Raw genomic sequence first — 25679 nt, forward strand, 5'->3', positions numbered from 1 at the left:
CAACGGGTCACAAGGGCGGCGGATGTGACGATGGCAACGGCAAGCAGCGCACAGCGCGAACCCTCCATGGAAGAGATACTGGCTTCCATCAGGAGGATCATCGAAGATAGCGACAACGGTCGCAAGCAGCCCGGCGAGGCCGATGAGTTGCAGCAGGATTTGGAGCCCGCGCCGAGTGCTGTTGCGGCCGCCGACATAGACGCGTTCCGCGCCGAACTGCATGCCGTCCCCGAGGTCAGGAAACCGGCCGCTATGGCGGAAGTCCAGGCGCCAGCCGTACAGCCGGCGATCGCACGCACCGAAGCGCCGCCACGTGCCGATCCGGCTGTTGGCAGGACGCCGACGACATTGGCCGAGGTCAGCGCCCGGGTTGCCGCCGGGCCGGTGCCCAGCCGCGACGCGCCAGCGGCTCCCGCGGAGCTTGCGGCGAGTGAAGCCATTATCGCCGATTGGCGTCGCGAGATCGCGGCGGTTGGCGAGCAAGCCAAGGCGATGCCGGACCGGGGCATCCGCAAGCCAGCGGCACGGCCGGACGTGGCGGCGAGCGAAACCGCGGTGGACCCCGCGACCGAGCGGTCTTCGTCGAGCGATGCTCCGGGCACGGCTCAGGCGCGCGCGGCGGCAAACGAAGCGCATGCGGTGCGTCCCGCGATTCTTTCCGAACATACGGGCCGGCAGGTTGCTGCCGCCTTCGGCGAGCTGTCCGACGCCTTTGCAAGCCGCAGCAAGAAGACATTCGACGAGATGGCCGAAGAAATGCTGCGGCCGATGCTGCAGGACTGGCTCGACAACAATCTGCCGACGCTGGTCGAAAGGCTGGTGCGCGAAGAAATCGAGCGCGTGGCACGCGGGGCGCAGTAAGGCTCGCGTCGGGATCAAAGTGCCGCCCTGAGCCCCCGCTTTTGTCAGGCTCAGCTCTCCGCCGATGTTGCGAACGCGAGCAGATTGCCGTCGGGATCGCCGACAATGAAGGTGCGGGCGCCCCAAGGCTCCGCGCGCAGCGTTTGATGGAAGCTGGCGCCCGCCGCTTGATACTCAAGAAACAACCGTTTGATCGCCTCGACGACGATCGTTGCCGAGAGCAGGTCCTCCTTCGCTCGTAGACCCACGTCGACAAGAGGCTGGTCGACATGGCGCAGGTTGAGCCGCGCACCGTCCCGAAACACCTGCGCGTAGAAGGGCGGTTCGCCATAGGTGAAGCGCGTCTTGAAGCCGAGTTTGTGTTCGTAGAATGAACAGGCGGCTTTGATGTCGGAAACGAAAAGCTGAGGCTCGGCCACGGCGAGAAACGGCTGCGAGGCATCGGCTGTGGTGCTGTCGATCATGGTCTGAAGGCCTTTCTTCAGCGCCTGCCAAGTCTCGAAACCCGCCTTCTTAGCGACCAGTTCCTGGGCGTCAGTGAGCTTGAAGCTGTGATCCAGGATCTGGCTGTCGGTCAGATGACGGAAGCGCGGCAACAGCGAGCCGATTGCATCGGCGACGGGATAATACCGCTGGCGATGCCATCTCAGGTAGAGTTTCGCCTGTTTCTTATGGTGCTCGAGTGTGGGCATGGGCGCGTTGATGTTGAGGGTAGCGTAGGCGGGCAATGCCCCTCCGGCCGGAAGCCGATGCGCTCTACAGCAGCGCTGGCAACTTACGCGCCGCTGCCATACGCGGTCAAGCTGCGGTACGCCGGATGCCGCTGCTGGCAAGGGCATTGGCCAGCGACGGCGCGCGTCGCGGGATGATGTCCGGCACCGTTGCCCCCGCTCCTCGCAGCCGCACCTGAACGAAATGCGCGGCAGCCGCTGACGCCATTGCCCGCGACCTGGAGGCCGTCTATCTCTAGGCCGGCGAGTGCCCGCCAGCCGTCCTCGCGGTTGACTTGGCCAGGACCTTCCGATTTACACCGAACCAGCAAAATTCCCGACAGCGCGGACCGTTTTCCCATGCTTGAAAAGACCTACGACGCAAAAACCGTCGAGCCGAAGATCGCCAGGGTGTGGGAGGAAGCCGACGCGTTTCGCGCCGGCGCTGGGGCGGAGGAGGGGACCGAGGCCTTCACCATCGTCATTCCGCCGCCCAATGTCACTGGCTCGCTGCATATGGGCCATGCGCTCAACAACACGCTGCAGGACATCCTGGTGCGCTTCGAGCGCATGCGTGGCAAGAACGTCCTGTGGCAGCCCGGCATGGACCATGCCGGCATCGCCACGCAGATGGTGGTCGAGCGCCGGCTGATGGAAAACCAGATCCATCGCCGCGATCTCACCCGCGAAGAATTCATCGAGAAGGTGTGGGAATGGAAGGCCGAATCGGGTGGGTTGATCTTCAACCAGCTGAAACGTCTCGGTGCCTCCGCCGACTGGTCGCGCGAACGCTTCACGATGGACGAGGGCCTGTCCAAGGCCGTGCTCGAAGTGTTCGTTACGCTCTATAAGGAAGGGCTGATCTACAAGGACAAGCGCCTTGTGAACTGGGACCCGAAACTGTTGACCGCAATCTCCGATCTCGAGGTCGAGCAGCAGGAGGTCAACGGCAATCTCTGGCATTTCCGCTATCCGGTCGAAGGCGTGGCCTTCGATCCGGAAAACCCGAAAACCTTCATCATCGTGGCGACGACTCGTCCCGAGACGATGCTAGGCGACACGGCTGTCGCGGTGAATCCCGACGACGAGCGGTTCCAGCATCTCATCGGCAAGAACGTCGTCCTGCCGATCGTCGGGCGCAAGATACCTGTCGTGGCCGACGAGTATTCCGATCCGGAAAAGGGGTCCGGAGCGGTCAAGATCACGCCGGCGCATGATTTCAACGACTTCGAGGTCGGCAAGCGCCACAAGTTGCCGGCGATCAACATCCTCACCGTCGAAGCCGCCATCAAGCTCAGGGATAATGAGGACTTCCTCGCCGGCCTCGAGGTGACGCCGGAGCGTCAGGCGGTATGGGACGAACTCGACGGCCTCGACCGTTTCGTCGCGCGCAAGAAGATCGTCGAACTGATGGAGGCCGGCGGCTTCCTCGACAAGGTCGAGCCGCATCGCCACGCGGTGCCGCATGGCGACCGCGGCGGCGTGCCGATCGAACCGTTCCTCACCGAACAGTGGTATGCCGATGCGGCCGAGCTCGCCAAGCCGGCGATCGCCTCGGTGCGCGAAGGTCGTACCAACTTCGTCCCGAAAAATTGGGAAAAAACCTATTTCGACTGGATGGAGAACATCCAGCCCTGGTGCATTTCACGCCAGTTGTGGTGGGGACATCAGATTCCGGCCTGGTATGGGCCGGACGGGCGCGTCTTCGTCGAGAAGACCGAGGAAGAGGCGCTGAGTGCGGCGATCGAATATTATTTGGCTCTGGAAGGGCCATGGAAGGCCTGGGTCGAGGACAAGCTCGAGAACTTCAAGCCGGGCGAGATACTGATCCGCGACGAGGATGTGCTCGACACCTGGTTTTCGTCGGCGTTGTGGCCGTTCTCGACGCTTGGCTGGCCGGACCAGACACCGGAACTGAAAACCTATTACCAGACCGACGTGCTGGTCACCGGCTTCGACATCATCTTCTTCTGGGTTGCCCGCATGATGATGATGGGCCTGCACTTCATGGACGAGGAACCGTTCCACACCGTCTATGTCCATGCGCTGGTGCGCGACAAGAACGGCGCCAAGATGTCGAAGTCGAAAGGCAACGTCATCGACCCGCTCGATCTCATCGACGAATATGGCGCCGACGCATTGCGCTTCACCCTGACCGTGATGGCGGCGCAGGGGCGCGACGTGAAGCTCGACCCGGCGCGCATCGCCGGCTACCGCAATTTCGGCACCAAGCTGTGGAACGCGACGCGCTTTGCCGAGATGAACGAAGTCGCGCGCAATGACGATTTCTGGCTGAACGACGCCAAGCTGGCGGTCAACCGCTGGATCCTGACCGAGTTGACGCGCGCCGCGCGCGAGATCACCGACGGCATCACCTCGTACCGCTTCAACGAGGCGGCTGGAGCGGCCTACCGCTTCGTCTGGAACCTGTTCTGCGACTGGTATCTGGAACTGCTGAAGCCGGTGTTCATGGGCACGGACGAGGCGGCCAAGGCTGAAAGCCGCGCCTGCGTCGCCTTCGTGCTCGACGAGATCTACAAGCTGCTTCATCCGATGATGCCGTTCATGACCGAAGAGTTGTGGGCGCAGACGGCGGGCGAAGGCAGGGAACGGGCCTCGCTGCTGTGCCACGCCGCATGGCCGTCGCCGGATTTCGAGGACGCGGAAGCAGCCGCCGACATCAATTGGCTGGTCGATCTCGTCTCCGGCATCCGCTCGGTGCGCTCTGAGATGAACGTGCCGCCGGCGGCCATTGCGCCGCTCGTGGTGGTCGGCGCCAACGACGTGACGCGCGAACGACTGATTCGCGAGGAGTCCGCGATCAAGCGGCTGGCGCGCGTCGGCGACATCTCGCTCGCCGATGCGGCACCCAAGGGGTCGGCGCAGATCGTGCTCAACGAGGCGACGATCTGCCTGCCGCTTGGCAGCCTGATCGACCTCACGGCGGAGGCCGTGCGGCTGCAAAAGGAACTGGTCAAGGTGACCGAGGAAATCGCGCGCCTGCACAAGAAGCTGTCGAATGAGAAATTCGTCGCCAGCGCGCCGGCGGAGATCGTCGAAGGCGAACGAGAAAAGCTCGCAGAATATCGCGACGCGCAGGACAAGCTTTCGGTGGCGCTGACCAGGGTTCGTGACGCCGGCTGAAGGGCAGATTCGCGGTCTCTTTGGGACGGCTCAATCGGGTTCTTTTGGCCTCGAAAACAGGCATTCCGTTGCGTTAATGTTGACGTAAACGGAAACTTTTCGCCCTATTGTTGCCTTAATGTAACAATGGGGCGTCTGATCCCTCAGAACTGGCTATTTTGAGCCCTTTTGCATGATTTCTGCTGCTTTTTGGGGCGAGATACGCCTGACGGGCCGTTTTTTAGCCTCGTGGCAGCGGTTTGCATTTTGTCCAAAATGCGTCCGGCGAACATGTACATGTACACCCCGAGAATTCGTTGTTGCACCGTTAACCTGAATTGGTTCTAGCTTCACGCACTCGAATTCGGGGAGGGACATCCGTGAACAATTTGCGTCTGAAAGCACTGCTGGTGGCAGGGTGCTTTTCGCTGGCTTTAATCGGAACGGCGACGAACCCGGCGCACGCCGGGGGCATTGAGCGCGGCGGCTACGATATCGACCTGCTGTTCGATCCGGCGCCGTTCGCCACGGAAGCGGAAGCGACTTACGTCATGCCGCAACGCAAGCTCAAGAATGCGGTGGATACAGATCCAAAAGACGGAAACGTCACGTTCTTGGGCAGCACAGCGAATGACAGCGAGAACTATTGGGTGCCGCGCATCGGCGTCAAGGCGCAGGTCGTCCAGGGCATCGACTGTATGTTCGACTATTCCCAGCCTTGGGGTGCACACACCAATCCGGGTCTGTGGGCCGGTGCCGAGTCCAATATGGAAACCGAGATCAAGAGCAACAACTATGCTGGTACTTGCTCTTACAAAATGGACGCCGGCAAGGGCCAGATCCGCTTCATCGGAGGTGTCTTCTATCAGGAAGTCTATGGCTTCAAGCAAGATCTGGTGTCGCCGCTGGTGCCTGGTTTTCAGGGCACCGGCCGTGTTGATCTCAAAGGCACCGGCTGGGGCTGGCGCGCTGGCTTGGCTTATGAAATTCCTGAGATCGCGCTGCGCGCGAGCCTCGTGTACAATTCGCGGGTCAAGCTCGACAACATCTCGGGCACGCTGGATTTGACGCATGTTGGCAGTGTCGTGCTTCCGATCTACGGCGCGACCGAGTACATGCCGGACACGGTAGAATTGAAGTTGCAGTCAGGCATAGCGCCCGGCTGGCTTGCCTTTGGGTCGCTCAAGTGGGTCAACTGGAGCCTGCTGCAGAGTGTTCCGATTTGCGTTCAAGGTACTCCCGCCGCGGCATGCGTTACAGGTGATGCTCTGCATTCAGGCCAGATCACCTCGCTGGATCTGATGTATCGTGACGGCTGGACGGTCACGGGCGGCCTCGGCCATAAGTTCAACGATGACTGGAGCGCGGCCGGTCAGCTTTCCTGGGATCGCGGCACCTCGCACGGCTATGGTTCGCAAACCGATACCTGGACGCTGGGCGGCGGCGTCGCCTACACGCCCAAGCCCAACATCGAAGTTCGTCTGGCTGGTGCGATCGGCGTCCTGACCAGCGGCCATTCGGGCACAGTGGCGGGTGAGAACGGCTACGTTGCCGGCAAAGAGGTCAGCTACGACTTCGGCAACGACCTGGTTACCGCGATTTCGGGCGGCCTCAAGATCAAGTTCTAAGCCTCCTGGAAGTTATAATAAAAGGCCGGGCTCAGCCCGGCCTTTTTGTCTGATCCGGCATTTTCGGCAACCCCGTTATGCAACCTGCGTTGCATATAGGCCGCACTGTTGCCACCTGATGCGATTGTGACGTTTTGGCAACAGTTTGCGAGCAACCCCTGCGCCAGAAGTCCGGCCGAGGAAATTGCCTATTTCCCGCCATAAACCCGGCGCACCTCGATCTTGTCCCGGGACATGCTCCAAAAGGCTCGGCGATGGGACAGGCCGCACCGCCCGCGGCAAGGATGAGAATGGACGCCAAGGTCATTTCAAAGGCTAAGCTCCCTAGCCGCCATGTGACTGTCGGTCCGGCGCGTGCGCCGCACCGGTCCTATCTCTATGCCATGGGCCTGTCGGCGGCCGAGATCGCGCAGCCGCTGGTCGGCGTCGCGTCCTGCTGGAACGAAGCAGCACCCTGCAACATCTCGCTGATGCGCCAGGCGCAGGTGGTCAAGAAGGGCGTCGCAGCCGCCAATGGCACGCCGCGCGAGTTCTGCACCATCACCGTCACCGATGGCATCGCCATGGGCCACCAAGGCATGAAGTCGTCCCTGGTGTCGCGCGAGGTCATCGCCGATTCGGTCGAGCTCACGATGCGCGGCCATTGCTACGATGCGCTGGTCGGCCTCGCCGGCTGCGACAAGTCGCTGCCCGGCATGATGATGGCCATGGTGCGGCTCAACGTGCCGTCGGTCTTCATCTATGGCGGTTCGATCCTGCCCGGCAGCTATCGCGGCCGCCAGATCACCGTGCAGGATGTGTTCGAGGCGGTCGGCCAGCACTCGGTCGGCACGATCGACGATGCCGAGCTGCTTGAAATCGAGCAGGCCGCCTGTCCGTCGGCCGGTTCCTGCGGCGCCCAGTTCACCGCCAACACCATGGCCACCGTCGCGGAGGCAATTGGCCTCGCGCTGCCCTATTCCTGCGGCGCACCGGCGCCCTACGAAATGCGCGACCGTTTCAATTTCGCCTCGGGCGAAAAGATCATGGAGCTGATCGCGAAAAACATCCGCCCGCGCGACATCGTCACGCTGAAGGCGCTGGAAAACGCGGCGACCGTGGTTTCGGCCACCGGCGGCTCGACCAATGCGGCACTGCATCTGCCGGCGATCGCGCATGAGGCGGGGATCAAGTTCGACCTGTTCGACGTGGCGAAAATCTTCGAGAAGACGCCCTACATCGCCGACCTCAAGCCAGGCGGCAAATATGTCGCCAAGGACATGTTCGAGGCAGGCGGCATCCCGCTGCTGATGAAGACGCTGCTTGACCACGGCTATCTGCATGGCGATTGCCTGACGGTCACTGGCCGTACTTTGGCCGAAAATATGGAGCACGTTGCCTGGAATGAACACCAGGATGTGGTCCGCCCGGCCAACAGACCTATTACCCAAACCGGCGGTGTCGTGGGGTTGAAGGGAAACCTTGCCCCCGAAGGCGCGATCGTGAAGGTCGCGGGCATGGCGGAGTTGAAATTCTCCGGCCCGGCGCACTGCTTCGATTCGGAAGAGGAATGTTTTGAGGCGGTGACGAACCGCGCCTATCAGGAAGGCGAGGTTCTGGTCATCCGCTATGAAGGACCGCGCGGCGGCCCGGGCATGCGCGAGATGCTGTCGACGACGGCGGCACTCTACGGCCAGGGCATGGGCGGCAAGGTGGCGCTGATCACCGATGGCCGCTTCTCGGGCGCGACACGCGGCTTCTGCATCGGCCATGTCGGGCCGGAAGCGGCGGTGGGCGGCCCGATCGGTCTCATCAGGGATGGCGACGTGATCACGATCGACGCGGTGAACGGCACGATCGAGGTGGCGCTGTCCGAGAGCGAGCTGGCGGCGCGAGCGAAGACATGGAAGGAGCGCACGACTGACTATCAGTCTGGCGCGATATGGAAATACGCACAAACGGTAGGGTCCGCCAGGGATGGCGCGGTCACCCATCCGGGCGGTGCGAAAGAAACACACTGCTATGCGGATATCTGAGTTGTTGAAGTCAACACCAGAGTTGTTGAGGTCATCCGTCCTTTCGGCACTGGTCGCGGTCGCGATCTTTGGCGCCGTGGGCCAGGCCATGGCCTTCGACGACAAGGTGTTCGACGACAAGACCGGCGTGAAGCCGCAGTCGAGCCCCTGGGCGGTGTTCCAGTTCGGTTTCTCCGCCTACAAGAGTGGCCACAAGGAGCAGGCCGCCGAGGCCTATAAATACGCCGCCGAAAACGGCCAGATCGGCGCCACCTGGAAGCTTGCCCGCATGTATGCCGAAGGCGACGGCGTGGCCCGCGACGATTATGAGGCGTTCAAGTTCTTCTCGGAGATCGTCGACCAGGACGTCGAGCCCGGCTCTCCGGAAGAAAGCTACGTCTCCGACGCTCTGGTGGCGCTCGGTGACTATCTGCGCACGGGCATTCCCGGCAGCCCGGTCACCGAGAACGAGGTGGCGGCGCAGGAATACTACATGCGCGCCGCCGCCAACTACCGCAATCCGAACGCCCAGTTCGAGATGGGCCAGATGTTCCTGAAGGGCGAGGGCGGCGTGAAGGCCAGCGTCAAGCAGGCCGGGCGCTGGTTCCAGCTCGCCGCCGAGAAGGGCCATGCCGGCGCACAGGCGACGCTTGGCCACCTGTTGTTCCAGAGCGGCAAGATCGTGCGTGGCCTGGCGATGATGACCGCGGCCCTCGAGCGTGCGTCGCCGGCCGATCAGCCCTGGATCCGCGGCATGCAGGAAGAGGCGTTCGCCGCGGCCGGCGAAGCCGACCGCCGCACCGCGATCTCGCTGGCGGACGATATCCTGACCAAGGGCAACAACACCGATCAGTAGGCTCTTTCTCCCGTTACCATGCGACGAGCGGAGGAGCGATCCGTGTAGTGGACGAAAAGCCAACTGCTTGGCTTTTCGAGCGACAAACGCCAGCAAGGCACCGAGGGGCAGCGTCGGCCTATCAAGGCTCGTCTCGATCTGAAGGCGAGGCAATCCAGAAGAAAATCAGTTTTCGGTCGGTTCCGTCGGCACCATGCTTGGCGCGGGTGTCGAGATCGGCGTGACGTGCACGTGCGGCGCCATGGTGTTTGCGGGGCAGCTATCGCCAACCTTGGTCCAGGATGTGTTGTTGAGCACCATGTCGCAGCGAGCCAAATGACTCTGATCGGCGACCGTCAGGCAGGCGACCTGGCCGACCGGATAGGATTTTCCATTGGCAAGACATTCCTGCGCGGCGAGAGCCGGCACGATCGCGACCGTGGCGAATGCCACGCCGATCGGACAAAGAGCAAATCGAATGGTCATGGGAACCCCGGCCGCCATGATGATCTCCCATCATGCGTCGGAATGTGGCGATATGAGGTCCTCCGGTATCGGCGCGCCCGGCACTAGCCCGCAGCGGCAGGCCCCAGGTCAGGCCGGCAGCAAGGCGAGGTCGATGGCAACCGGGACGTGATCGGACGGTTTTTCCCAGGCGCGCACATGCTTTTCGATCGAGGCCGATGAGAACCTGTTCGCGGCTTCCGGCGACAACAGCAGATGGTCGATGCGGATGCCGTTGTTCTTCTGCCAGGCGCCGGCCTGATAGTCCCAGAAGGTGTAGGTGTCCGAGGCATCGGTGACCGCGCGCACCGCCTCGGTGAAGCCGAGGTTCAAAAGCCGCCGGAAGGCTTGCCGCGTCTGCGGCTGGAACAGCGCGTCGCCCAGCCAGTTCTCGGGAAATCGCGCGTCGACCGGCTCGGGGATGACGTTATAGTCCCCGGCCAGCACCAGCGCCTCTTCCAGCCTCAGGCGCTCCTGTGCCCAGCGCTCCAGCCGCGCCATCCAGGACAGCTTATAGGGAAATTTCTTCTCGTCATCGATCGGGTTGCCGTTCGGCAGATAGAGCGAGGCGACGCGAAGCGCCCCCTTGTCGGTCGAGAACACGCCTTCGATGAAACGCGCCTGTTCGTCGGCATCGTCGCCCGGCAGGCCTTTGATAACTTCGTCGAAGCGCAGCTTCGACAGCAGCGCGACACCGTTGAAGCCCTTCTGGCCGTGAATTTCGACATTGTAGCCAAGCGCCTCGATCTCGGCGCGCGGGAACTGCTCGTCGACCGTCTTGATCTCCTGCAGGCAGACGATGTCGGGCGCGCTTTCGGTCAGCCAATGGGTCAGGTTGCCGATGCGGGCGCGCACGCCATTGATGTTCCAAGTGACGATTTTCATGACGGTCTCATTGTTCCTGCGACGGAAGGCGTTCGACGAGTCCGATCGTATTGCCTGCCGGGTCCTTTATAAAGGCCATCCATTCGCTTTCCCCCGCCGGACCGAACTGCCCCTCGGTGTCGCGATGGACCAGCGTCGGCGGCGCGGTGAAGGGAATACCGGCTGCCCTTGCCTCGGCGTGGAAGGCTTCGAGGCCAACACTATCGAGATAGATGGTGCCGGCCGAGATGCCATCGGTGAACAACAGCCTGACATCGCCGACCATGATGAAGGCGATGCCGGGCGGATCGTAGCGGGCATGAACGCTCATGCCGAGGACATCGCGCCAAAAGGCCAACGTCGCGTCGAGGTCGCGACCGGCGGAGAGCGCAACCTGACGAACCGCGCCGGTTGCGGGCATCTCGGTCCTAGATGGAGAAGCTGGTGCCGCAGCCGCAGGAGGCGACCGCATTCGGGTTCCTGATCTGGAACGACTGGCCCATCAAATCGTCGACGAAGTCGATGACCGAACCGCCCATATAGACCAGGGACAGATCGTCGATCAGCACCGTGGCACCGTCCTTTTCGATAGCGACGTCGTCGTCGTTGCGTGTGTCGACCAGGTCGAACTTGTAGGAAAAGCCGGAGCAGCCGCCGCCTTCGACCGAAACGCGCAGCGCTGTCTTGCCGGCTTCGGCCGAAACAATCCTGGCGATCCGCTTGGCGGCAGCCTCGGTCATCTCGACTTTCATGGCGGTCTTGGCATCCGCGCCCATAGGCGTCACCTTGCTTTCGGTTTCACATGATAGGTATGAAGCGCGACGGGGCAAGTCAACTGCGGCAGCATCAGCCATGACAAATGAGCTTGGCGACATCGGATTCGGCTATCGGCCACGCGCGGCCTATGCCACGGATCCGGCCCGCTCGCGCGGCCGGCTGTTCGATGAGGTGGAAAGTCCGACCCGCACGCCGTTCCAGCGCGACCGCGACCGGATCATCCATTCGACGGCGTTTCGGCGGCTCAAACACAAGACGCAGGTCTTCATCGCCCATGAAGGCGACCACTACCGCACAAGGCTGACCCATTCGATCGAAGTGGCGCAGATCGCGCGTGCGCTGGCGCGGGCGCTGCGCGGCGACGAGGATCTCGCCGAGGCGGTGGCGCTGGTGCATGATTTCGGCCACACGCCATTTGGCCACACAGGCGAGGACGCGCTGAACGAAAAGATGGCGGTTTGGGGCGGCTTCGACCACAACGCACAATCGCTGCGCATCGTGACCAGGCTGGAGGCTCGCTACGCCGAATTCGATGGGCTCAATCTGAGCTGGGAAACGCTGGAAGGCCTGGTCAAGCACAATGGTCCGCTCACCGACAGCAGCGGCCAGGGCCTGAAAGGGCCGGTACCGCAGGCGATCCGCGACTACTCGCAATTGCAGGATCTCGAACTTGACCGGTTCGCCGGCATCGAAGCGCAGTGCGCGGCGATTGCCGATGACATCGCCTACAACACGCATGATATCGACGATGGGCTGCGGTCAGGGCTTTTGACGCTGGACATGCTGAAGGCCGTTTCGCTGCCCGGAACGATCCTGAAGAGTGTGCGTGAGCGCTATCCCAGGCTTGATGACGTGCGCACCGGCCACGAATTGATGCGGCGGCAGATCACGGCCATGGTCGAGGATGTGATCAAGTCGACGACCGCCAATCTGGAGCGGATCAGGCCGCCGAGTGCCGACGCGGTAAGGGCGGCGGGGGAGACGATGGTGACCTTTTCGGCCGAGATGGCGGAAGCCGAGAAGGAACTGAAGGCCTTCCTCTACAAGCACCTCTACCGGCACGAGGAGGTCATGCGGGTGCGCGCGGACGCCGAGCAGATCGTCAGGGACCTGTTCGATGTCTATTTTGCCGATCCGCGCGCCATGCCGGACGGCTGGCGCGAAGGGCTGGACCGCGCGCAGGATCGCATCAAGGCGCGCAGTGTCGCCGATTTCCTGGCCGGCATGACCGACACCTACGCGCTCAAGGAACACAGGCGTTTGTTTGACCGCACCCCGGATTTGAGCTAGGGCGGGCTCGATTTGCCGGCCAACGGGCCGGATTCGTCACAAAGCCGCCAGAGCATACACCATGAACATCTTCGCCGATTTCACCGCGCGAGTCGTAAAAGCTGTCGAAGCGCTTGACCTGAAAGACAAGGACGGCGTTTCGCCTGATCTGTCGCGTATCGCCGTCGAGCCGCCGCGCGACGCCACACACGGCGATCTCGCGACCAACGCGGCAATGGTGCTGGCCAAGCCGACCGGACAAAACCCGCGCGCGCTGGCCGAGAAACTGGCGGAAGCGCTACGGGCCGACAGGGACGTCGCCGCCGCCGAGGTCGCCGGTCCGGGTTTCGTCAATCTGCGGCTCAAGGACGGTTTCTGGCAGGCGCATCTGTCGGCGCTTCTGGGCGAAGGGCGCAATTATGGCCGTTCGACGATCGGCGCCGGCCACAAAACCAACGTCGAATATGTCTCGGCCAACCCGACCGGGCCGATGCATGTCGGCCATTGCCGGGGTGCCGTCGTCGGTGATGCGCTCGCCAACCTGATGGCGTTCGCCGGCTACGACGTGACCAAGGAATATGTCATCAACGACGCCGGTGGGCAGATCGACGTGCTCGGCCGCTCGGTCATACTGCGCTACCGCGAGGCGCTCGGTGACGACATCGGCGAGATACCACCAGGGCTTTATCCGGGCGACTATCTCGTCCCTCTTGGCCAGGCGCTAGCCAAGGAATTTGGCCGGGGCCTGCTGCAGATGCCGGACGAGGAGGCTCTGGCTATCGTCAAGGATCGCGCCATCGATGCGATGATGGCGATGATCCGCGAGGACTTGGCGCTGCTCAACGTCCACCACGACGTGTTTTTCTCCGAACGCACGCTGCATGCAGACAATGCCCGGAAGATCCGCTCTGCGATCAACGACCTGACGCTGAAGGGCCATATCTACAAGGGCAAGCTGCCGCCGCCCAAGGGCGAGAAGCCGGACGACTGGGAAGACCGCGAACAGACGCTGTTCCGCTCGACCGCCGTCGGCGACGACATGGACCGGGCGCTGGTCAAGTCCGATGGCTCGTTCACCTATTTCGCCGCCGATGTGGCGTATCTGAAGGACAAGGTCGATCGCGGCTTCGTCGACCTGATCTATGTTCTCGGTGCCGACCATGGCGGCTACGTCAAGCGCCTGGAAGCCTTGGCGCGGGCGATTGCCGGCGACGACGTCAAGCTCACCGTCCTCTTGTGCAATCTGGTCAAGCTGTTTCGCGATGGCGAGCCGGTGCGTATGTCGAAGCGGTCCGGCGACTTCGTGACGCTGCGCGAGGTGGTGGAGGAAGTCGGACGCGATCCGATCCGCTTCATGATGCTCTATCGCAAGAACGATGCGCCGCTCGATTTCGACTTCGCCAAGGTGACCGAGCAGTCCAAGGACAATCCGGTGTTCTACGTGCAGTATGCCTCGGCGCGCTGCCATTCGGTGTTCCGGCAAGCGAGCGAACAGTTGGGGGAGGCGAATTTCGATCGCAACGGCCTGGCGGCCGCGGTAACGTCGCTGACCGACGAAGGTGAAATCGGCCTGATCCGAAAACTCGCTGAATATCCGCGTCTGATCGAGTCCGCCTCTCTTGCGCTCGAGCCGCATCGGCTGGCATTTTATCTCTATGATCTGGCTTCCAGTTTCCATGGACACTGGAACCGTGGCACGGATAATCCGGACTTACGTTTTGTTAAGGTTAACGACCGACAATTGACGCATGCCAGACTAGGGCTGGTGCAGGCTGTTTCGGATGTTCTGACGTCCGGCCTGACGTTGATCGGAGCCGCCGCGCCCACCGAAATGCGTTAGGTTTGACTAAAAAACCTGTCACCTTTTGCCCACATTGCGCTGGTAAGGGCCAACCCTGCGCGACGTCCAAGGCGTCCGAATGAGTGCGAGTTCGGGAACAATAATGGCAGACAGAACCCAGCTGAGAGTAGCCGACAACAACGATATCGGCGAGGATGATCCGTTCGCGGAACTGACCAGGATCATGGGATTCGACCCACGCCAGCCGGTCAAGCCGGCCGAGCCGAAAGCCGCTGTCGCCGATGGGGCTGCGCGAGAGGGCGATTTCGACATCGATCTCGAGAAGGAACTGATGGGCGAGTTCGACGCTGTCGATAGCGTTGCTGCTCCAGTTGTCGAAGCTCGTGAGCCGGCATTCGAGCCGATGGCCGTCGATGTGGCTGACGACGATCTTGCGCTGTCGCTCGATGACGATTTCCACCTGGACATGGCTGAAGTCGATGACCAGACGGTCGCCGCCAGCCATGCGAACCCTGGCGCCTCGGAAGCCGTGCTGTCCGTCGAGCCTGCCTTGGACGCCGCTTTCGACAGTGCCGTCGCCAGTTCTCTCGAAGACGTTTCGTCCTTCGACGACGATCTGCCAATGGAGGACAAGCTTGCCGCCTCGCTCGACCAGGATTTCCATATCGAGGACGAGGCAGCCGAGACCCGGTATGCCGTTGAATCGCCGGTTGCCGAAGTGCCGGTGGCCGTCGAGCCGGCCTCCAATCATGAAGTCGACGATGCGGTCGCGATCTCGCTCGAAGACGAGCTGATGCTCGACGACCATCAGCGCCAAGAGGCTGCTGTCGAATATCCAGAACCTGTACTGGCCGCCGCGAGTGAGACCCAGGCGATCTCCGAAGAGGATTTCGTGGGTCACTTCGAAGACGCCATGGCAGATGTCGACGTGGATTTTGACGTTCAGGCGGATGAGCCAGAGGCTTTTGACGACACGCAAGCGCACCAGTTGCTGGCCGATGCGGTCGACACGACGGACGAGATTCCAGGTGTTGAAGCCATTTCGGACCACTCTTTCGACCTGAATTTGGACGAGGCGTTTGCCCTACCCGGCGAAGAGCCCGTCGCTGAAATCGCCGCGGCTCCGGCGCAGTCGGCAGCGCCCGTGGCAACCATTGTGCCGCCAGTGCAAGCCCCCATCGCGGACGAACGAAGCCTCGAAGACGAGTTGAACGCGCTTCTTGGCGCCATGACCGCGCGCACGCCGCCATCGGCCAAGGAGCCGGTCATGGCTCAGCCTGTCGTGAACCAGCCGGCCGCGGTACCCGTTCAGCCGCCTCTCGGCGCGACAGCAAAGGTCGCGGAGGAACCCGCCGATCTTGCTGGTGATCTCGACTGGGATCTCGATGAAGCAGTATCCGAGGATGTGCATCACGCCGGATCCGCCCAGGCCGCCGGCGCCAACCTCGACGACCTGTTGCTCGATGAACTTCAGGACCAGGATTTCGGTTCGGATGGCGCTGAACTGGGCGATGTCGATCTCGACAATGATGCCTTGGATGCCGCCCTGGCCAAAAGCATCGATTCGCATGACGAAACAGCGTCCCGGCGGGATCAGGCCGATTCGCTCGATTGGCTGGCGGATCGCTCCGCACAGTCGGAGCCTGCCCGTTCTTGGAGCCGCGTGACACCGGTCCCCCAACAGCCGGCATTTGCCGCGCAGCCTGTCGCCTCGACGGCGGCCAGGACGGCAGCGCCGGAAGTGGCCACGGTGCCTTCCTACCGTTCGGCCGAGCCGGCTGCAGTTGCTCCCTATTTGGCTCCGGTGTCGGCACCGCAGGCGCCGCAGTCCTCAAGCTATGAAGAGATGCCCGACGTCGAGACGGTCGATGTGCCGGAGCGTGTCGTGGCGCTGGCTGACGATCTAGACATTCCAGAGTTGCATTTCGAGGAAGATCAGCCGGCAGCGTCCGGTTATGACGATCTCGACGCCGAATTCGCCAGTCTTCTGACTGAGATGAATTCCGTGGAGGTCGCGCCTGCCGACGCCAGCGCCGCCGCTTATGCCGACGAATCCTACAATGCCGGGTACAATCCGGGATATGTCGGCGTCAATCTGGGATATGACAGGGTCAATCCGGGCTATGACAGCGTCAATCCCAGATATGGTGCGGCCAATCCGGGATCCGAAGAGCCCAGGCAAGCCTATCAGCCGGAGGCGCGGACCTATGCGGCACGGCCGGCGGAAATGGCTGCCCGCGCGTCGGCGGCTTCGGCCTATGCCGATGCTGCCGAAGGCTTCGATCTCGACAATCTGCCCGGCAGCCAGCCGGTCTCGCAGGCGGACGATTTTACCGTCGATGAACTCGACTACGATCCCGAACTGGACGAAGCGATGTCGGTTCCGGGCCTCGGCGAGCGGGAAGCCGCCAGGTCGTCGGGCCGGCGCGGCCTGTTCATTGCCGCGATTGTCGGTGCCGTGGCGGTCGCTGGCGGTCTTGGCGCCTTCGCGCTGTCTTTTGGCGGCAAGGGCGGCAGCGAAGCTCCGGTGATCGTCAAGGCCGACAATTCGCCGATCAAGATCAAGCCGGAAAATCCGGGCGGCACCGTGGTGCCGAACCAGGACAACAAGGTCTATGACGCGGTGGTCAAGGGTGCGAAGCCCGCCGAGCCGGTCCAGCAGAAGCTTGTCACCAACGTCGAGGAACCGGTGAACGTGCAGGCGAAGGACGCGGCCCGCGCCGTCGATCTTTCCCCCGACCAGAACGCCGCCGCCGGCACGGATAGTGGTGGCGATGTTTCGACCGCCGGCGCGGCCTCGGCCGACAATGCGACGCCCTCGCCGAAGTCGGAGGATCGCATCGCCCAGGTCCTGCAGGACGCCGACAAGGGCACCAACAATAATGTCGTTGCCGTTGCGCCGCGCAAGGTCAGGACCATGGTGGTCAAATCCGACGGCTCACTGGTGGCGCGCGAAGACCCGGCACCGGCGGCACCTCAGGTGGCCGCGGCGGAGCCGACCGATCCGGCGCCTCAGCATGTGGCGCCTGCCGGTCAGGCCGAGGCCGACCAGACTGGCACTGACCAGACTGGCACTAACCAGACTGGCACTGACCAGACCGGCACCGTGGCGCCCGCCGCCGCGCGGGCCGACGACGAGCCGGCTCTGAAGCCCGCCGCCAAGCCTGCCAAGGCTGAGGCCAAGACGCAGTCGGCCAATACGCCAGCCAAGGTTGCGATCGCGCCGCAGCGTCCGTCCGACCAGCCGGTCGACGTGGTCGGCGAGGTCAAGCCCGATCAGGTCGCTTCCATCGATCCGGCCTCGACCGCGACCGGCAGCGGTTCGTGGTCGATACAGATCGCTTCGCAGCCGACGGTGGACAGCGCCCAATCGACCTACCAGGATCTGCAGCGCCGCTATGGCAGCGTGCTTTCCGGCCGCACGGCCAACATCGTCAAGGCCGAGATTGCCGGCAAGGGCACGTTCTACCGCGTCCGCGTTCCGGCCCAGTCGCGCAACGATGCCATCAATTTGTGCACCAGCTACAAGGCTGCGGGCGGCAACTGCTTCGTCTCGCGCTAGACCTCGATCCATCTCCCAAAGCCGGCGCGGCCCAAGGCCACGCCGGCTTTTTCATATGGCGACCTTCATATGCCTGACTTTTTCATGTGGAAGCATGTCTTGCAGTCCGCCGCATGCGGTCAGGCATGATTCCCTTTGATCGCGCGAAGCCCTAGACTTCTGAAATGACCGAATCAAAATCCATGATCCTCGGCTGTGCCGGGAAATCGCTCACCCGCGAAGAAATCAATTTCTATCGCAACGAATGCCCGTGGGCCTTCATCCTGTTTGCCCGCAATATCGGCGAGGCCGAGCAGATCCGCGATCTGGTCGCCGAAATGCGCGACTGTATCGGACGCCCCGACGCGCTGGTGTTCATCGACCAGGAAGGCGGCAGGGTACAACGCCTGCGGCCGCCGCTGGCGCCGAACTATCCGGCCGGTGGCGCGCTTGGGGCGCTGTGGCGCGATGACCACAACGCCGGTGCCCGCGCCGCCTGGCTGATGGCGCGACTGCATGCCTTCGACCTGCTGCGCTACGGCATATCGGCGGATTGCCTGCCGGTGCTCGACGTGCCGATCGAAGGAGCCAGCGATGTCATCGGCGCGCGCGCCTATGGCAAGGATCCGCGTCCGGTCATCGAACTCGGCCGCGCCGCGGCCGAGGGCCTGATGTCGGGTGGCGTGCTGCCCGTGATGAAGCATATTCCGGGGCACGGCCGGGCCTTTGCCGACACGCATTTCGAACTGCCTGTCGTCGACGCCTCGCTCAGCGATCTGCAGCGGCACGACTTTGCTCCGTTCCGCGAGCTCAACCATCTGCCGATGGCAATGACCGCGCATGTCGTCTACAGCGCGATCGACCCCAAGAACCCGGCGACGACTTCCGGCAAGGTCATCGACGAGATCATTCGACGCGAGATCGGCTTCGATGGACTGCTGATGAGCGACGACACATCGATGAAGGCACTTTCTGGGGATTTCCCGACAAAGGCGGCCTCGATCCTTGCGGCGGGCTGCGATCTGGTCCTTCACTGCAACGGTGTTTTTGAGGAGATGGCTGGCATCGCATCGCGCACCACGGGGCTTGAAGGCAAGTCGCTGGAGCGCGCCAAGCGGGCGATGACTTATATAAGCAAGCGCGACGCGGCCGAAGAAACCGAGATCCGTGCCGAATTCGCCACCTATTTCGACGCGGTGGCCTAGCAAGAGGACGTGACAGGCAGTGGCGGAAGCATTGGAGAGCAAGGCCGCGAAGGCTGCACCGATGGACCGTCTGTGGGCCGAGAACGATGAGTCACGGTTGACGGGCGACCCGGCGCTGGTCGTCGACGTGGCCGGCTTCGAAGGCCCGCTGGATCTTCTCTTGCATCTTGCCCGCACCCAGAAGGTCGACCTGGCGCGCATTTCGATCCTGGCGCTGGTCGAGCAATATTTGACCTTTGTCGAGACAGCGAGGGCGCTGCGGCTCGAACTTGCCGCCGATTATCTGGTGATGGCGGCGTGGCTGGCGTTTCTCAAATCGAAGCTCCTGATCCCCAAGCAGCCGGGCGAAGAGGGCGAAAGCGGCGAGGAACTGGCGGCGGTGCTGCAATTCCGGTTGAAGCGGCTCGAAGCTATGCGCGACGCGTCGGCGCGGCTGGTCAACCGCAACCGGCTCGGCCGCGACGTGTTCGCGCGCGGCATGCCGGAAATGGTCATCATCGAGAAGCGCAACACTTATTCGGCTTCGCTCTACGATCTCTTGACCGCCTATGCCCAGCAGCGGCAGAAGCAGGCGATCACCAATGTGACGATCGCCAGGCGCGGCGTCTGGTCACTCAAGGATGCTCGCGACATCCTGACCCGGCTGATCGGCTCGTTGCGCGACTGGACGACACTCGACAGCTTCCTCATCCAATATCTGACCAGCCCGCAAGAGCGGCGCACCGCGATCGCCAGTTCGTTCGCGGCCACACTGGAACTGGTGCGCGAGCGCAAGATGGATATGCGGCAGGACGAGGTGTTCGCACCGATCTATCTGCGCGACCACCGCGCACAGACAATCAAGGCAGTCGAGGTGGCATCATGAGCGAACGCGCCAACGCTTCGGTCATTCCTTTCAAGATGGACGATGAGCCGGAAGTGGGTGAGATCGACCAGGCTTCGGTACAGAATCCGGCCGAGCGGCTGCATATGGCGGAAGCCGTGCGCATGGCCGAGGCGATCGTGTTCGCCAGCGCCGAGCCCGTCAGCGAAAAGCAGCTCGCCGCACGGCTTCCCGATGGCATCAACGTCGCCCTCGCCATGACAGAGCTGCAGCAGATCTACGCCCGGCGCGGCGTCAATCTGGTGCGGGTCGGCGACGCCTGGGCGTTCCGCACCGCCGGCGACCTGGCCTTCCTGATGAGCCGCGATACGGTGCAGCAGCGAAAACTGTCGCGGGCGGCGCTCGAGGTGCTGGCGATCATTGCCTATCACCAGCCGGTGACGCGCGCCGAGATCGAGGACATCAGAGGCGTCGAGACCTCGAAGGGGACGCTGGATACGCTGCTCGAGACGGAATGGGTGCGCATGCGCGGCCGGCGCAAAACGCCCGGCCGTCCCGTCACCTATGGCACCACCGAAACCTTCCTCGACCATTTCGCGCTCGAGGAGATCCGCGATCTTCCGGGTATGGAGGAACTGAAGGGCGCTGGTCTGCTCTCAGGCCGCATGCCATCGAACTTCTCCATACCGCAGCCGCCCGCCGATCCCGACGTGCTGACGGAGGACGAGGATCCGTTGACCGATATCGATCTCGAGGAGCTCGGTCTGCTGACGCCGCGCGTCACGGAAGATTGACCACGAGCGCCTATCAAAAGCCGCTTTACGCCTTTACATGCGCCGTTTGGTAGCGGGCCGCTTCGCTGAAAATGCGTGACATCCGACACCCTTTCATAAACTCTGTCGCGGTTGTGTTTGAATCCCAACGCGAAAACGCATAGATCATCGCCAGGGAAACTATTCGAGAGAGATTTGCTATGGGTTCATTTTCGATTTGGCACTGGATGATCGTGCTGGTCATCGTGCTTCTGGTGTTCGGCCGCGGCAAGATCCCCGAGCTGATGGGCGACATGGCCAAGGGCATCAAGAGCTTCAAGAAGGGCATGGCCGACGACGACGTCGCCGACGACAAGCGCACCGTCGAACACCGTGCCGATGAGACCGTTTCGGCCGCGAAGGAAAAGGCCAGCAAGAGCTGAGCCAAAGAGTTCTAGTCGGAACAGATTGCCATGTTTGAAGTCGGCTGGACCGAAATGCTGGTGATCGCGATCGTCATGATCGTGGTCGTCGGGCCAAAGGATTTGCCCAACATGCTGCGCACCTTTGGCCGCACGGCGGCGAAGCTGCGCGCTATGGCGGGCGACTTCCAGAAGCAGTTCAACGAGGCGTTGAAGGAAGCCGAGCTCGACGACGTCAAGAAGTCGGTCGACGAGCTCAGGGGCCTGAGCCCGGTTGCCGAGATCAAGAAGCAGCTTAATCCGTTCGAGCAGGCTGCGGCCGATGTGCGCGCCGGCGTCGACGCCGTGATGAAGCCGAAACCAGCGGCCGATCCGTCGGCCCCCGCCGCTTCGACGCCACAGGCGGCCGAGCCGTTGAAGAACGGTGCAACGACCATGCCTGGCGTCAACGGGCCTGAAGCCACGACACCAGCCCCGATTTTGCCGGCGATGACCGATGAATCGGTGGTGGCGGCATCCACGGAATCTGCCGTTGCGCCGAAGGCAGCTAAGGAAACCGCGAAGACGGCACCGGCTGCGAAGGCGCCGTCCAAGGCCTCGACGTCCGCGAAGGCCGTGACGGCAAAAGCCGCACCCGCGCCGACGGCAAAAGCCGTACCCCCGCCCAAGGCGCCGACGAAGGCCACGACAGCGACAACGCCTGCAGCCGCGGCCGTGACGAAGCCTGCCGCCAAGTCGACCGCCGCCAAGGCTGGGACGAAAGCCGAACCGAAGCCTGCTCCGGCGAAGAAGCAGGCGACCAAAAAGACGGCTGGAGCCGCCAAGTGAGCGTTTCGGACAAGGAAAAGGACGAGATCGAAAAATCGTCGGCGCCGCTGATGGAGCACCTGATCGAGTTGCGCAGGCGGTTGATCTGGTCGCTCGGTGGCTTCTTCGTAGCCTTCCTGGTCTGCTTCTTCTTCGCCAAGAGGCTGTTCAACATTTTGGTCGTCCCCTTCAAATGGGCGACGAAATGGGCGGGGCTCGACCCGCACAAGGTCGAGTTGATCTACACCGCGCCGCAAGAGTTCTTTTTCACCCAGGTCAAGCTCGCCATGTTCGGCGGCATGGTCATCGCCTTTCCGTTGATCGCCACGCAGATCTACAAATTCATCGCGCCCGGCCTCTACAAGAACGAGCGCAATGCCTTCCTGCCGTTCCTGATCGCATCGCCCATCCTGTTCCTGATGGGCGCCTCGCTGGTCTATTTCTTCTTCACGCCGATGGTGATGTGGTTCTTCCTCGCCATGCAGCAGGTCGGCACGGACGACCAGGTACAGATTTCCCTGCTGCCGAAAGTGTCGGAATATCTCAGCCTCATCATGACGCTGATCTTCTCCTTCGGCCTGGTGTTCCAGCTGCCGGTGGTGACCAGCTTGATGACGCGTGTCGGCATGCTGTCGTCCAAAGCGCTGGCGGAAAAGCGCAAATGGGCGATCGTCATCGCCTTCATCGTGGCCGCGGTGCTGACACCTCCAGATCCGATGAGCCAGATCGGTCTGGCCATTCCGACCATCCTTCTCTACGAGGTCTCCATCTGGGCCGCGCGATGGATCGAGCGGGATCAGGAAAAACAGCGGCTTGCCCGCGAGAAGCAGGAAGCCGGCCAGACCGTGGCGGACAAGGCGCCGGACGAGCCGCCAGCGCCAGCTGCTTCGTAGGACAACAGGGGCTGCGACAGCAGCGGAAAACAGCAATCAGCCCATCTTGCATCGATCAAGGATGCGGTTTACGCCCCTCAAGCCTAGTTTGAGGACGGATAGACCATGCTTGACATAAAATGGATTCGCGACAACCCGAAGGCCCTTGTCGAGGCGCTGGTCAAGCGCTCGTGGTCGCCCGAGGAGGCGCAGTCCACGGTCGACGAGCTAATCGCCAAGGACGAGGCGCGGCGGGAGCACGTCACTGAACTGCAGACCAAGCAGGAGCGCCGCAACGCCGCCTCGAAGGAGATCGGCAACGCCATGCGTTCGGGCGATGCCGCACTCGCTGAAAAACTCAAGGCCGAAGTCGGCGAGATCAAGACCTTCATCCAGAACGGCGAGGCGCGCGAGCGCGAGCTCGACAAGGCGCTGAACGACGCGCTGGCGGTGCTGCCCAATGTGCCGTTCGACGATGTGCCGGTCGGCAAGGACGAGCATGACAATGTCGTCAGGCATGTCGTTGGCAAGGCGCCGACGCGGCCCAACTGGGTGAAGGAGCATTTCGAGATCGGCGAAGCTCTCGGCATGATGGATTTCGAGCGCGCGGCAAAGCTGTCGGGCTCGCGCTTCACCGTGCTCAAGAGCGGCCTGGCGCGGATGGAACGCGCGATCGGCCAATTCATGCTCGACCTGCACACGACCGAGCACGGCTATGAGGAGATCATCCCGCCGCTGATGGTGAAGGACGACGTTCTGTTCGGCACCAACCAGTTGCCAAAATTCGAGGAGGATCTGTTCTTCACGCCGCACGGGGAGGGCAGGCTTGGCCTGATCCCAACCGCCGAAGTGCCGCTCACCAACCTCGTGCGCGAGGAGATCACCGCGCATGAGAAACTGCCGCTGCGCTACACCGCGCTTACGCCCTGCTTCCGTTCGGAGGCAGGCTCGGCCGGCCGCGACACGCGGGGCATGCTGCGTCAGCATCAGTTCTACAAGGTCGAGCTGGTGTCGATCACCGACCAGGAATCCTCGCTGGCCGAGCACGAGCGGATGACGCAATGCGCCGAGGAGGTCTTGAAGCGGCTCGGCCTGCCGTTCCGCACCATGGTGCTGTGCACCGGCGACATGGGCTTTGGCGCGCGCAAGACCTATGACATCGAGGTCTGGCTGCCCGGCCAGAACGCCTATCGCGAAATCTCGTCCTGTTCGGTCTGCGGCGATTTCCAGGCGCGCCGCATGGACGCCCGCTACAAGGACAAGGACGGCAAGGGCAACCGCTTCGTCCATACGCTCAACGGTTCGGGCACCGCTGTCGGCCGCGCGCTTATTGCTGTCATCGAAAACTACCAGAATGAGGATGGCAGCGTAACCATTCCTGAAGTGCTGCGGCCTTACATGGGCGGTCTGGAAAAGATCGAATCGAAATAATGCGCATTCTTCTGACCAACGACGACGGCATTCATGCCGAGGGCCTGGCGTCGCTCGAGCGCGTCGCCCGCACACTGTCCGACGATGTCTGGGTGGTGGCGCCGGAGCAGGACCAGTCGGGTTATGCCCATTCGCTGTCGATCTCGGAGCCGCTGCGGTTGCGAAAAATCGGCGAGAAGCATTTTGCCGTGCGCGGCACGCCGACCGATTGCGTCATCATGGGCGTCAGAAAGATCCTGCCCGATGCCCCCGACCTGATCCTGTCCGGCATCAATTCGGGCGCCAACATCGCCGATGATGTGACCTATTCGGGCACCGTCGCCGGTGCCATGGAAGGCGCGCTGCTCGGCATCAGGTCGATCGCTCTCAGCCAGGGCTACAGCTATGTCGGCGAGGACCGTGTCGTCCCTTACGAGACGACCGAAGCGCTGGCGCCGGCGCTGCTGAAGAAGCTCGTCGCGGCGCCGCTGCCCGATGGCGTCCTGCTCAACGTCAATTTCCCCAACTGCCTTCCCGAGGAGGTGGCCGGCACTGTGGTCACCACGCAGGGCAAGCTGGTGCACAGCCTGTGGGTCGACGAGCGCCGCGACGGCCGTGGCCTGCCTTATTACTGGCTGCGCTTCGGCCGCGAGCCGGTCGAAGGCAAGCAGGGAACCGATCTCTTTGCCCTACGCAACCGGCTGGTGTCGGTGACGCCGTTGCAGCTTGACCTTACCGCGCATGAGACCCGTGACCAATTGAGCAAGGCGCTTGCATGAACCAAGGCTTTCCAATCGACGATCGCGAAGGATTTGCCGCTTTCTTGCTGCGCCTGCGCGGCAGGGGAACGGTGCCGAAGGCGCTGGTCGCGGCTTTCGAGGCGACACCGCGGCGCGGCTTCTTGGCGGCGCAGTTCCACCCGATCGCCTGGTCGGATCGCATGCTGCCGATCGAATGCGGCGAAGCGATCGAAGGGGCTGACATGCAGGCGGCGGTGATCGCCGCACTCGCCATCGAAGCGGGAAACCGCGTGCTCGAAATCGGCACCGGCTCAGGTTACACGGCGGCTGTCATGTCGCGGCTGGCGGCGCGCGTCGTGACCGTCGATCGCTACAAGACGCTGGTCGAGCAAGCCCGGCAGCGTTTCGAGGCGCTCGGCATCGGCAATGCCATCGTGCGCCAGGCCGATGGTTCCAACGGATTGCCCAATGAGGGGCCGTTTGACCGCATCGTGGCCTGGGCGGCGTTCGACAGCCTGCCGCGCTTCCTGCTCGACCAGTTGTCGAGCGGCGGGATCGTCATCGCGCCGATCGGGCCGGAGGAGGGCGAGCAGGTGCTGGCCAAGCTCACCAAGGTCGGCAGCCGTTTCGAACGCGAGGATATCGGCATGGTGCGGCTGCAACCAATTCTGCGCAGCCTGGCAGCGGTTATCTAGTTTCAGGCCGGCTGCCAGATCCCTTTCGGGCCCGGCTATCGGCATC

General features: G+C 62.8%; 22 protein-coding genes. 17 read left to right on the plus strand and 5 right to left on the minus strand.

What is annotated here, in order from left to right:
• Window positions 1-30: 30 nt before the first annotated feature.
• Window positions 31-861: a PopZ family protein gene (locus tag FJ492_RS00535; RefSeq protein ID WP_140508711.1), complete on the plus strand. Its 831-nt coding sequence runs from the start codon at window positions 31-33 to the stop codon at window positions 859-861.
• A 50-nt stretch (window positions 862-911) separates the two neighbouring features.
• Here FJ492_RS00535 and FJ492_RS00540 read toward each other — a convergent pair whose 3' ends face one another.
• The gene (locus FJ492_RS00540) at window positions 912-1553 is read right to left on the minus strand and encodes a VOC family protein (protein WP_140508879.1); all 642 of its coding nucleotides are present in this window, start codon (window positions 1551-1553) and stop codon (window positions 912-914) included.
• Between the two features lie 378 nt (window positions 1554-1931).
• Between FJ492_RS00540 and FJ492_RS00545 the strand changes: the two genes are divergently transcribed.
• The 4 genes from FJ492_RS00545 to FJ492_RS00560 all read left to right on the plus strand — a co-directional run bounded on the left by FJ492_RS00545 (window position 1932) and on the right by FJ492_RS00560 (window position 9172).
• On the plus strand, window positions 1932-4715 hold the full coding sequence (locus FJ492_RS00545; protein WP_140768033.1) for a valine--tRNA ligase: 2784 nt from the start codon (window positions 1932-1934) through the stop codon (window positions 4713-4715).
• 359 nt (window positions 4716-5074) lie between these two features.
• A complete protein-coding gene (locus FJ492_RS00550) occupies window positions 5075-6322 on the plus strand; it encodes an OmpP1/FadL family transporter (protein WP_140768035.1) in 1248 nt (415 codons plus the stop codon).
• Window positions 6323-6612: 290 nt separating this feature from the next.
• Window positions 6613-8337 carry a dihydroxy-acid dehydratase gene (gene ilvD, locus FJ492_RS00555; RefSeq protein ID WP_140768037.1) on the plus strand — a complete coding sequence of 575 codons (1725 nt, stop codon included), beginning with the start codon at window positions 6613-6615 and terminating at the stop codon, window positions 8335-8337.
• Window positions 8324-9172 (plus strand): tetratricopeptide repeat protein, encoded by an 849-nt coding sequence (locus FJ492_RS00560; protein WP_027146788.1) that lies wholly within the window; start codon window positions 8324-8326, stop codon window positions 9170-9172. The genes ilvD and FJ492_RS00560 overlap by 14 nt, the downstream gene beginning before the upstream one ends.
• Before the next feature lie 165 nt (window positions 9173-9337).
• On the opposite strand, the gene FJ492_RS00565 is transcribed toward FJ492_RS00560, so the two are convergent.
• The 4 genes from FJ492_RS00565 to erpA all read right to left on the minus strand — a co-directional run bounded on the left by FJ492_RS00565 (window position 9338) and on the right by erpA (window position 11295).
• Window positions 9338-9655: a hypothetical protein gene (locus tag FJ492_RS00565; protein ID WP_181166552.1), complete on the minus strand. Its 318-nt coding sequence runs from the start codon at window positions 9653-9655 to the stop codon at window positions 9338-9340.
• Between the two features lie 90 nt (window positions 9656-9745).
• Entirely contained in the window at window positions 9746-10540 is a 795-nt protein-coding gene (xth, locus tag FJ492_RS00570; protein ID WP_140711439.1) for an exodeoxyribonuclease III, read from the minus strand.
• 7 nt (window positions 10541-10547) lie between these two features.
• Window positions 10548-10940 (minus strand): VOC family protein, encoded by a 393-nt coding sequence (locus FJ492_RS00575; protein ID WP_140768041.1) that lies wholly within the window; start codon window positions 10938-10940, stop codon window positions 10548-10550.
• Window positions 10941-10947: 7 nt separating this feature from the next.
• Window positions 10948-11295 carry an iron-sulfur cluster insertion protein ErpA gene (erpA, locus tag FJ492_RS00580; RefSeq protein ID WP_140508725.1) on the minus strand — a complete coding sequence of 116 codons (348 nt, stop codon included), beginning with the start codon at window positions 11293-11295 and terminating at the stop codon, window positions 10948-10950.
• 76 nt (window positions 11296-11371) lie between these two features.
• On the opposite strand from erpA, the gene FJ492_RS00585 reads away from it, so the two are divergent.
• From FJ492_RS00585 to FJ492_RS00640, 12 genes are all read left to right on the plus strand, one after another.
• On the plus strand, window positions 11372-12586 hold the full coding sequence (locus tag FJ492_RS00585) for a deoxyguanosinetriphosphate triphosphohydrolase (RefSeq protein WP_140768043.1): 1215 nt from the start codon (window positions 11372-11374) through the stop codon (window positions 12584-12586).
• A gap of 61 nt (window positions 12587-12647) precedes the next feature.
• Complete coding sequence (gene argS, locus FJ492_RS00590; protein WP_140768045.1) at window positions 12648-14405, plus strand: arginine--tRNA ligase; 1758 nt, start codon at window positions 12648-12650, stop codon at window positions 14403-14405.
• Window positions 14406-14508: 103 nt separating this feature from the next.
• Entirely contained in the window at window positions 14509-17928 is a 3420-nt protein-coding gene (locus FJ492_RS00595) for an SPOR domain-containing protein (protein ID WP_140768046.1), read from the plus strand.
• 164 nt (window positions 17929-18092) lie between these two features.
• Complete coding sequence (gene nagZ, locus FJ492_RS00600) at window positions 18093-19112, plus strand: beta-N-acetylhexosaminidase (protein WP_140768047.1); 1020 nt, start codon at window positions 18093-18095, stop codon at window positions 19110-19112.
• Between the two features lie 61 nt (window positions 19113-19173).
• Entirely contained in the window at window positions 19174-19977 is an 804-nt protein-coding gene (locus FJ492_RS00605) for a ScpA family protein (protein WP_140508733.1), read from the plus strand.
• Window positions 19974-20729: an SMC-Scp complex subunit ScpB gene (scpB, locus tag FJ492_RS00610; RefSeq protein WP_140751263.1), complete on the plus strand. Its 756-nt coding sequence runs from the start codon at window positions 19974-19976 to the stop codon at window positions 20727-20729. Before FJ492_RS00605 ends, scpB begins: the two co-directional genes overlap by 4 nt.
• 179 nt (window positions 20730-20908) lie before the next feature.
• Window positions 20909-21130, plus strand: coding sequence for a twin-arginine translocase TatA/TatE family subunit (locus FJ492_RS00615; protein WP_015317533.1), 222 nt, complete (start codon window positions 20909-20911; stop codon window positions 21128-21130).
• A 30-nt stretch (window positions 21131-21160) separates the two neighbouring features.
• Entirely contained in the window at window positions 21161-21937 is a 777-nt protein-coding gene (tatB, locus tag FJ492_RS00620; protein WP_140768049.1) for a Sec-independent protein translocase protein TatB, read from the plus strand.
• Window positions 21934-22809 carry a twin-arginine translocase subunit TatC gene (gene tatC, locus FJ492_RS00625; protein WP_140508738.1) on the plus strand — a complete coding sequence of 292 codons (876 nt, stop codon included), beginning with the start codon at window positions 21934-21936 and terminating at the stop codon, window positions 22807-22809. Before tatB ends, tatC begins: the two co-directional genes overlap by 4 nt.
• Before the next feature lie 105 nt (window positions 22810-22914).
• Entirely contained in the window at window positions 22915-24219 is a 1305-nt protein-coding gene (gene serS / locus FJ492_RS00630; protein ID WP_140508740.1) for a serine--tRNA ligase, read from the plus strand.
• Window positions 24219-24977 carry a 5'/3'-nucleotidase SurE gene (gene surE, locus FJ492_RS00635; protein ID WP_140508741.1) on the plus strand — a complete coding sequence of 253 codons (759 nt, stop codon included), beginning with the start codon at window positions 24219-24221 and terminating at the stop codon, window positions 24975-24977. Before serS ends, surE begins: the two co-directional genes overlap by 1 nt.
• The gene (locus FJ492_RS00640) at window positions 24974-25633 is read left to right on the plus strand and encodes a protein-L-isoaspartate(D-aspartate) O-methyltransferase (protein WP_140508743.1); all 660 of its coding nucleotides are present in this window, start codon (window positions 24974-24976) and stop codon (window positions 25631-25633) included. The genes surE and FJ492_RS00640 overlap by 4 nt, the downstream gene beginning before the upstream one ends.
• Window positions 25634-25679: the final 46 nt, after the last annotated feature.

The sequence above is a fragment of the Mesorhizobium sp. B2-5-4 genome (genome assembly GCF_006441095.1).
Lineage (GTDB): Bacteria > Pseudomonadota > Alphaproteobacteria > Rhizobiales > Rhizobiaceae > Mesorhizobium > Mesorhizobium salmacidum.

What these genes read in the sequence shown, in the direction of transcription:
- FJ492_RS00585 (WP_140768043.1), top strand. Translation starts at nt 11,372, where the DNA reads ATGACAAATGAGCTTGGCGACATCGGATTCGGCTATCGGCCACGCGCG.
- argS (WP_140768045.1), top strand. Translation starts at nt 12,648, where the DNA reads ATGAACATCTTCGCCGATTTCACCGCGCGAGTCGTAAAAGCTGTCGAA.
- xth (WP_140711439.1), bottom strand. Translation starts at nt 10,540, where the DNA reads ATGAAAATCGTCACTTGGAACATCAATGGCGTGCGCGCCCGCATCGGC.
- FJ492_RS00615 (WP_015317533.1), top strand. Translation starts at nt 20,909, where the DNA reads ATGGGTTCATTTTCGATTTGGCACTGGATGATCGTGCTGGTCATCGTG.
- FJ492_RS00565 (WP_181166552.1), bottom strand. Translation starts at nt 9,655, where the DNA reads ATGGCGGCCGGGGTTCCCATGACCATTCGATTTGCTCTTTGTCCGATC.
- erpA (WP_140508725.1), bottom strand. Translation starts at nt 11,295, where the DNA reads ATGGGCGCGGATGCCAAGACCGCCATGAAAGTCGAGATGACCGAGGCT.
- FJ492_RS00605 (WP_140508733.1), top strand. Translation starts at nt 19,174, where the DNA reads ATGGACCGTCTGTGGGCCGAGAACGATGAGTCACGGTTGACGGGCGAC.
- FJ492_RS00560 (WP_027146788.1), top strand. Translation starts at nt 8,324, where the DNA reads ATGCGGATATCTGAGTTGTTGAAGTCAACACCAGAGTTGTTGAGGTCA.
- ilvD (WP_140768037.1), top strand. Translation starts at nt 6,613, where the DNA reads ATGGACGCCAAGGTCATTTCAAAGGCTAAGCTCCCTAGCCGCCATGTG.
- serS (WP_140508740.1), top strand. Translation starts at nt 22,915, where the DNA reads ATGCTTGACATAAAATGGATTCGCGACAACCCGAAGGCCCTTGTCGAG.
- FJ492_RS00640 (WP_140508743.1), top strand. Translation starts at nt 24,974, where the DNA reads ATGAACCAAGGCTTTCCAATCGACGATCGCGAAGGATTTGCCGCTTTC.
- FJ492_RS00540 (WP_140508879.1), bottom strand. Translation starts at nt 1,553, where the DNA reads ATGCCCACACTCGAGCACCATAAGAAACAGGCGAAACTCTACCTGAGA.
- surE (WP_140508741.1), top strand. Translation starts at nt 24,219, where the DNA reads ATGCGCATTCTTCTGACCAACGACGACGGCATTCATGCCGAGGGCCTG.
- FJ492_RS00545 (WP_140768033.1), top strand. Translation starts at nt 1,932, where the DNA reads ATGCTTGAAAAGACCTACGACGCAAAAACCGTCGAGCCGAAGATCGCC.
- scpB (WP_140751263.1), top strand. Translation starts at nt 19,974, where the DNA reads ATGAGCGAACGCGCCAACGCTTCGGTCATTCCTTTCAAGATGGACGAT.
- FJ492_RS00595 (WP_140768046.1), top strand. Translation starts at nt 14,509, where the DNA reads ATGGCAGACAGAACCCAGCTGAGAGTAGCCGACAACAACGATATCGGC.
- tatB (WP_140768049.1), top strand. Translation starts at nt 21,161, where the DNA reads ATGTTTGAAGTCGGCTGGACCGAAATGCTGGTGATCGCGATCGTCATG.
- FJ492_RS00575 (WP_140768041.1), bottom strand. Translation starts at nt 10,940, where the DNA reads ATGCCCGCAACCGGCGCGGTTCGTCAGGTTGCGCTCTCCGCCGGTCGC.
- nagZ (WP_140768047.1), top strand. Translation starts at nt 18,093, where the DNA reads ATGACCGAATCAAAATCCATGATCCTCGGCTGTGCCGGGAAATCGCTC.
- FJ492_RS00535 (WP_140508711.1), top strand. Translation starts at nt 31, where the DNA reads ATGGCAACGGCAAGCAGCGCACAGCGCGAACCCTCCATGGAAGAGATA.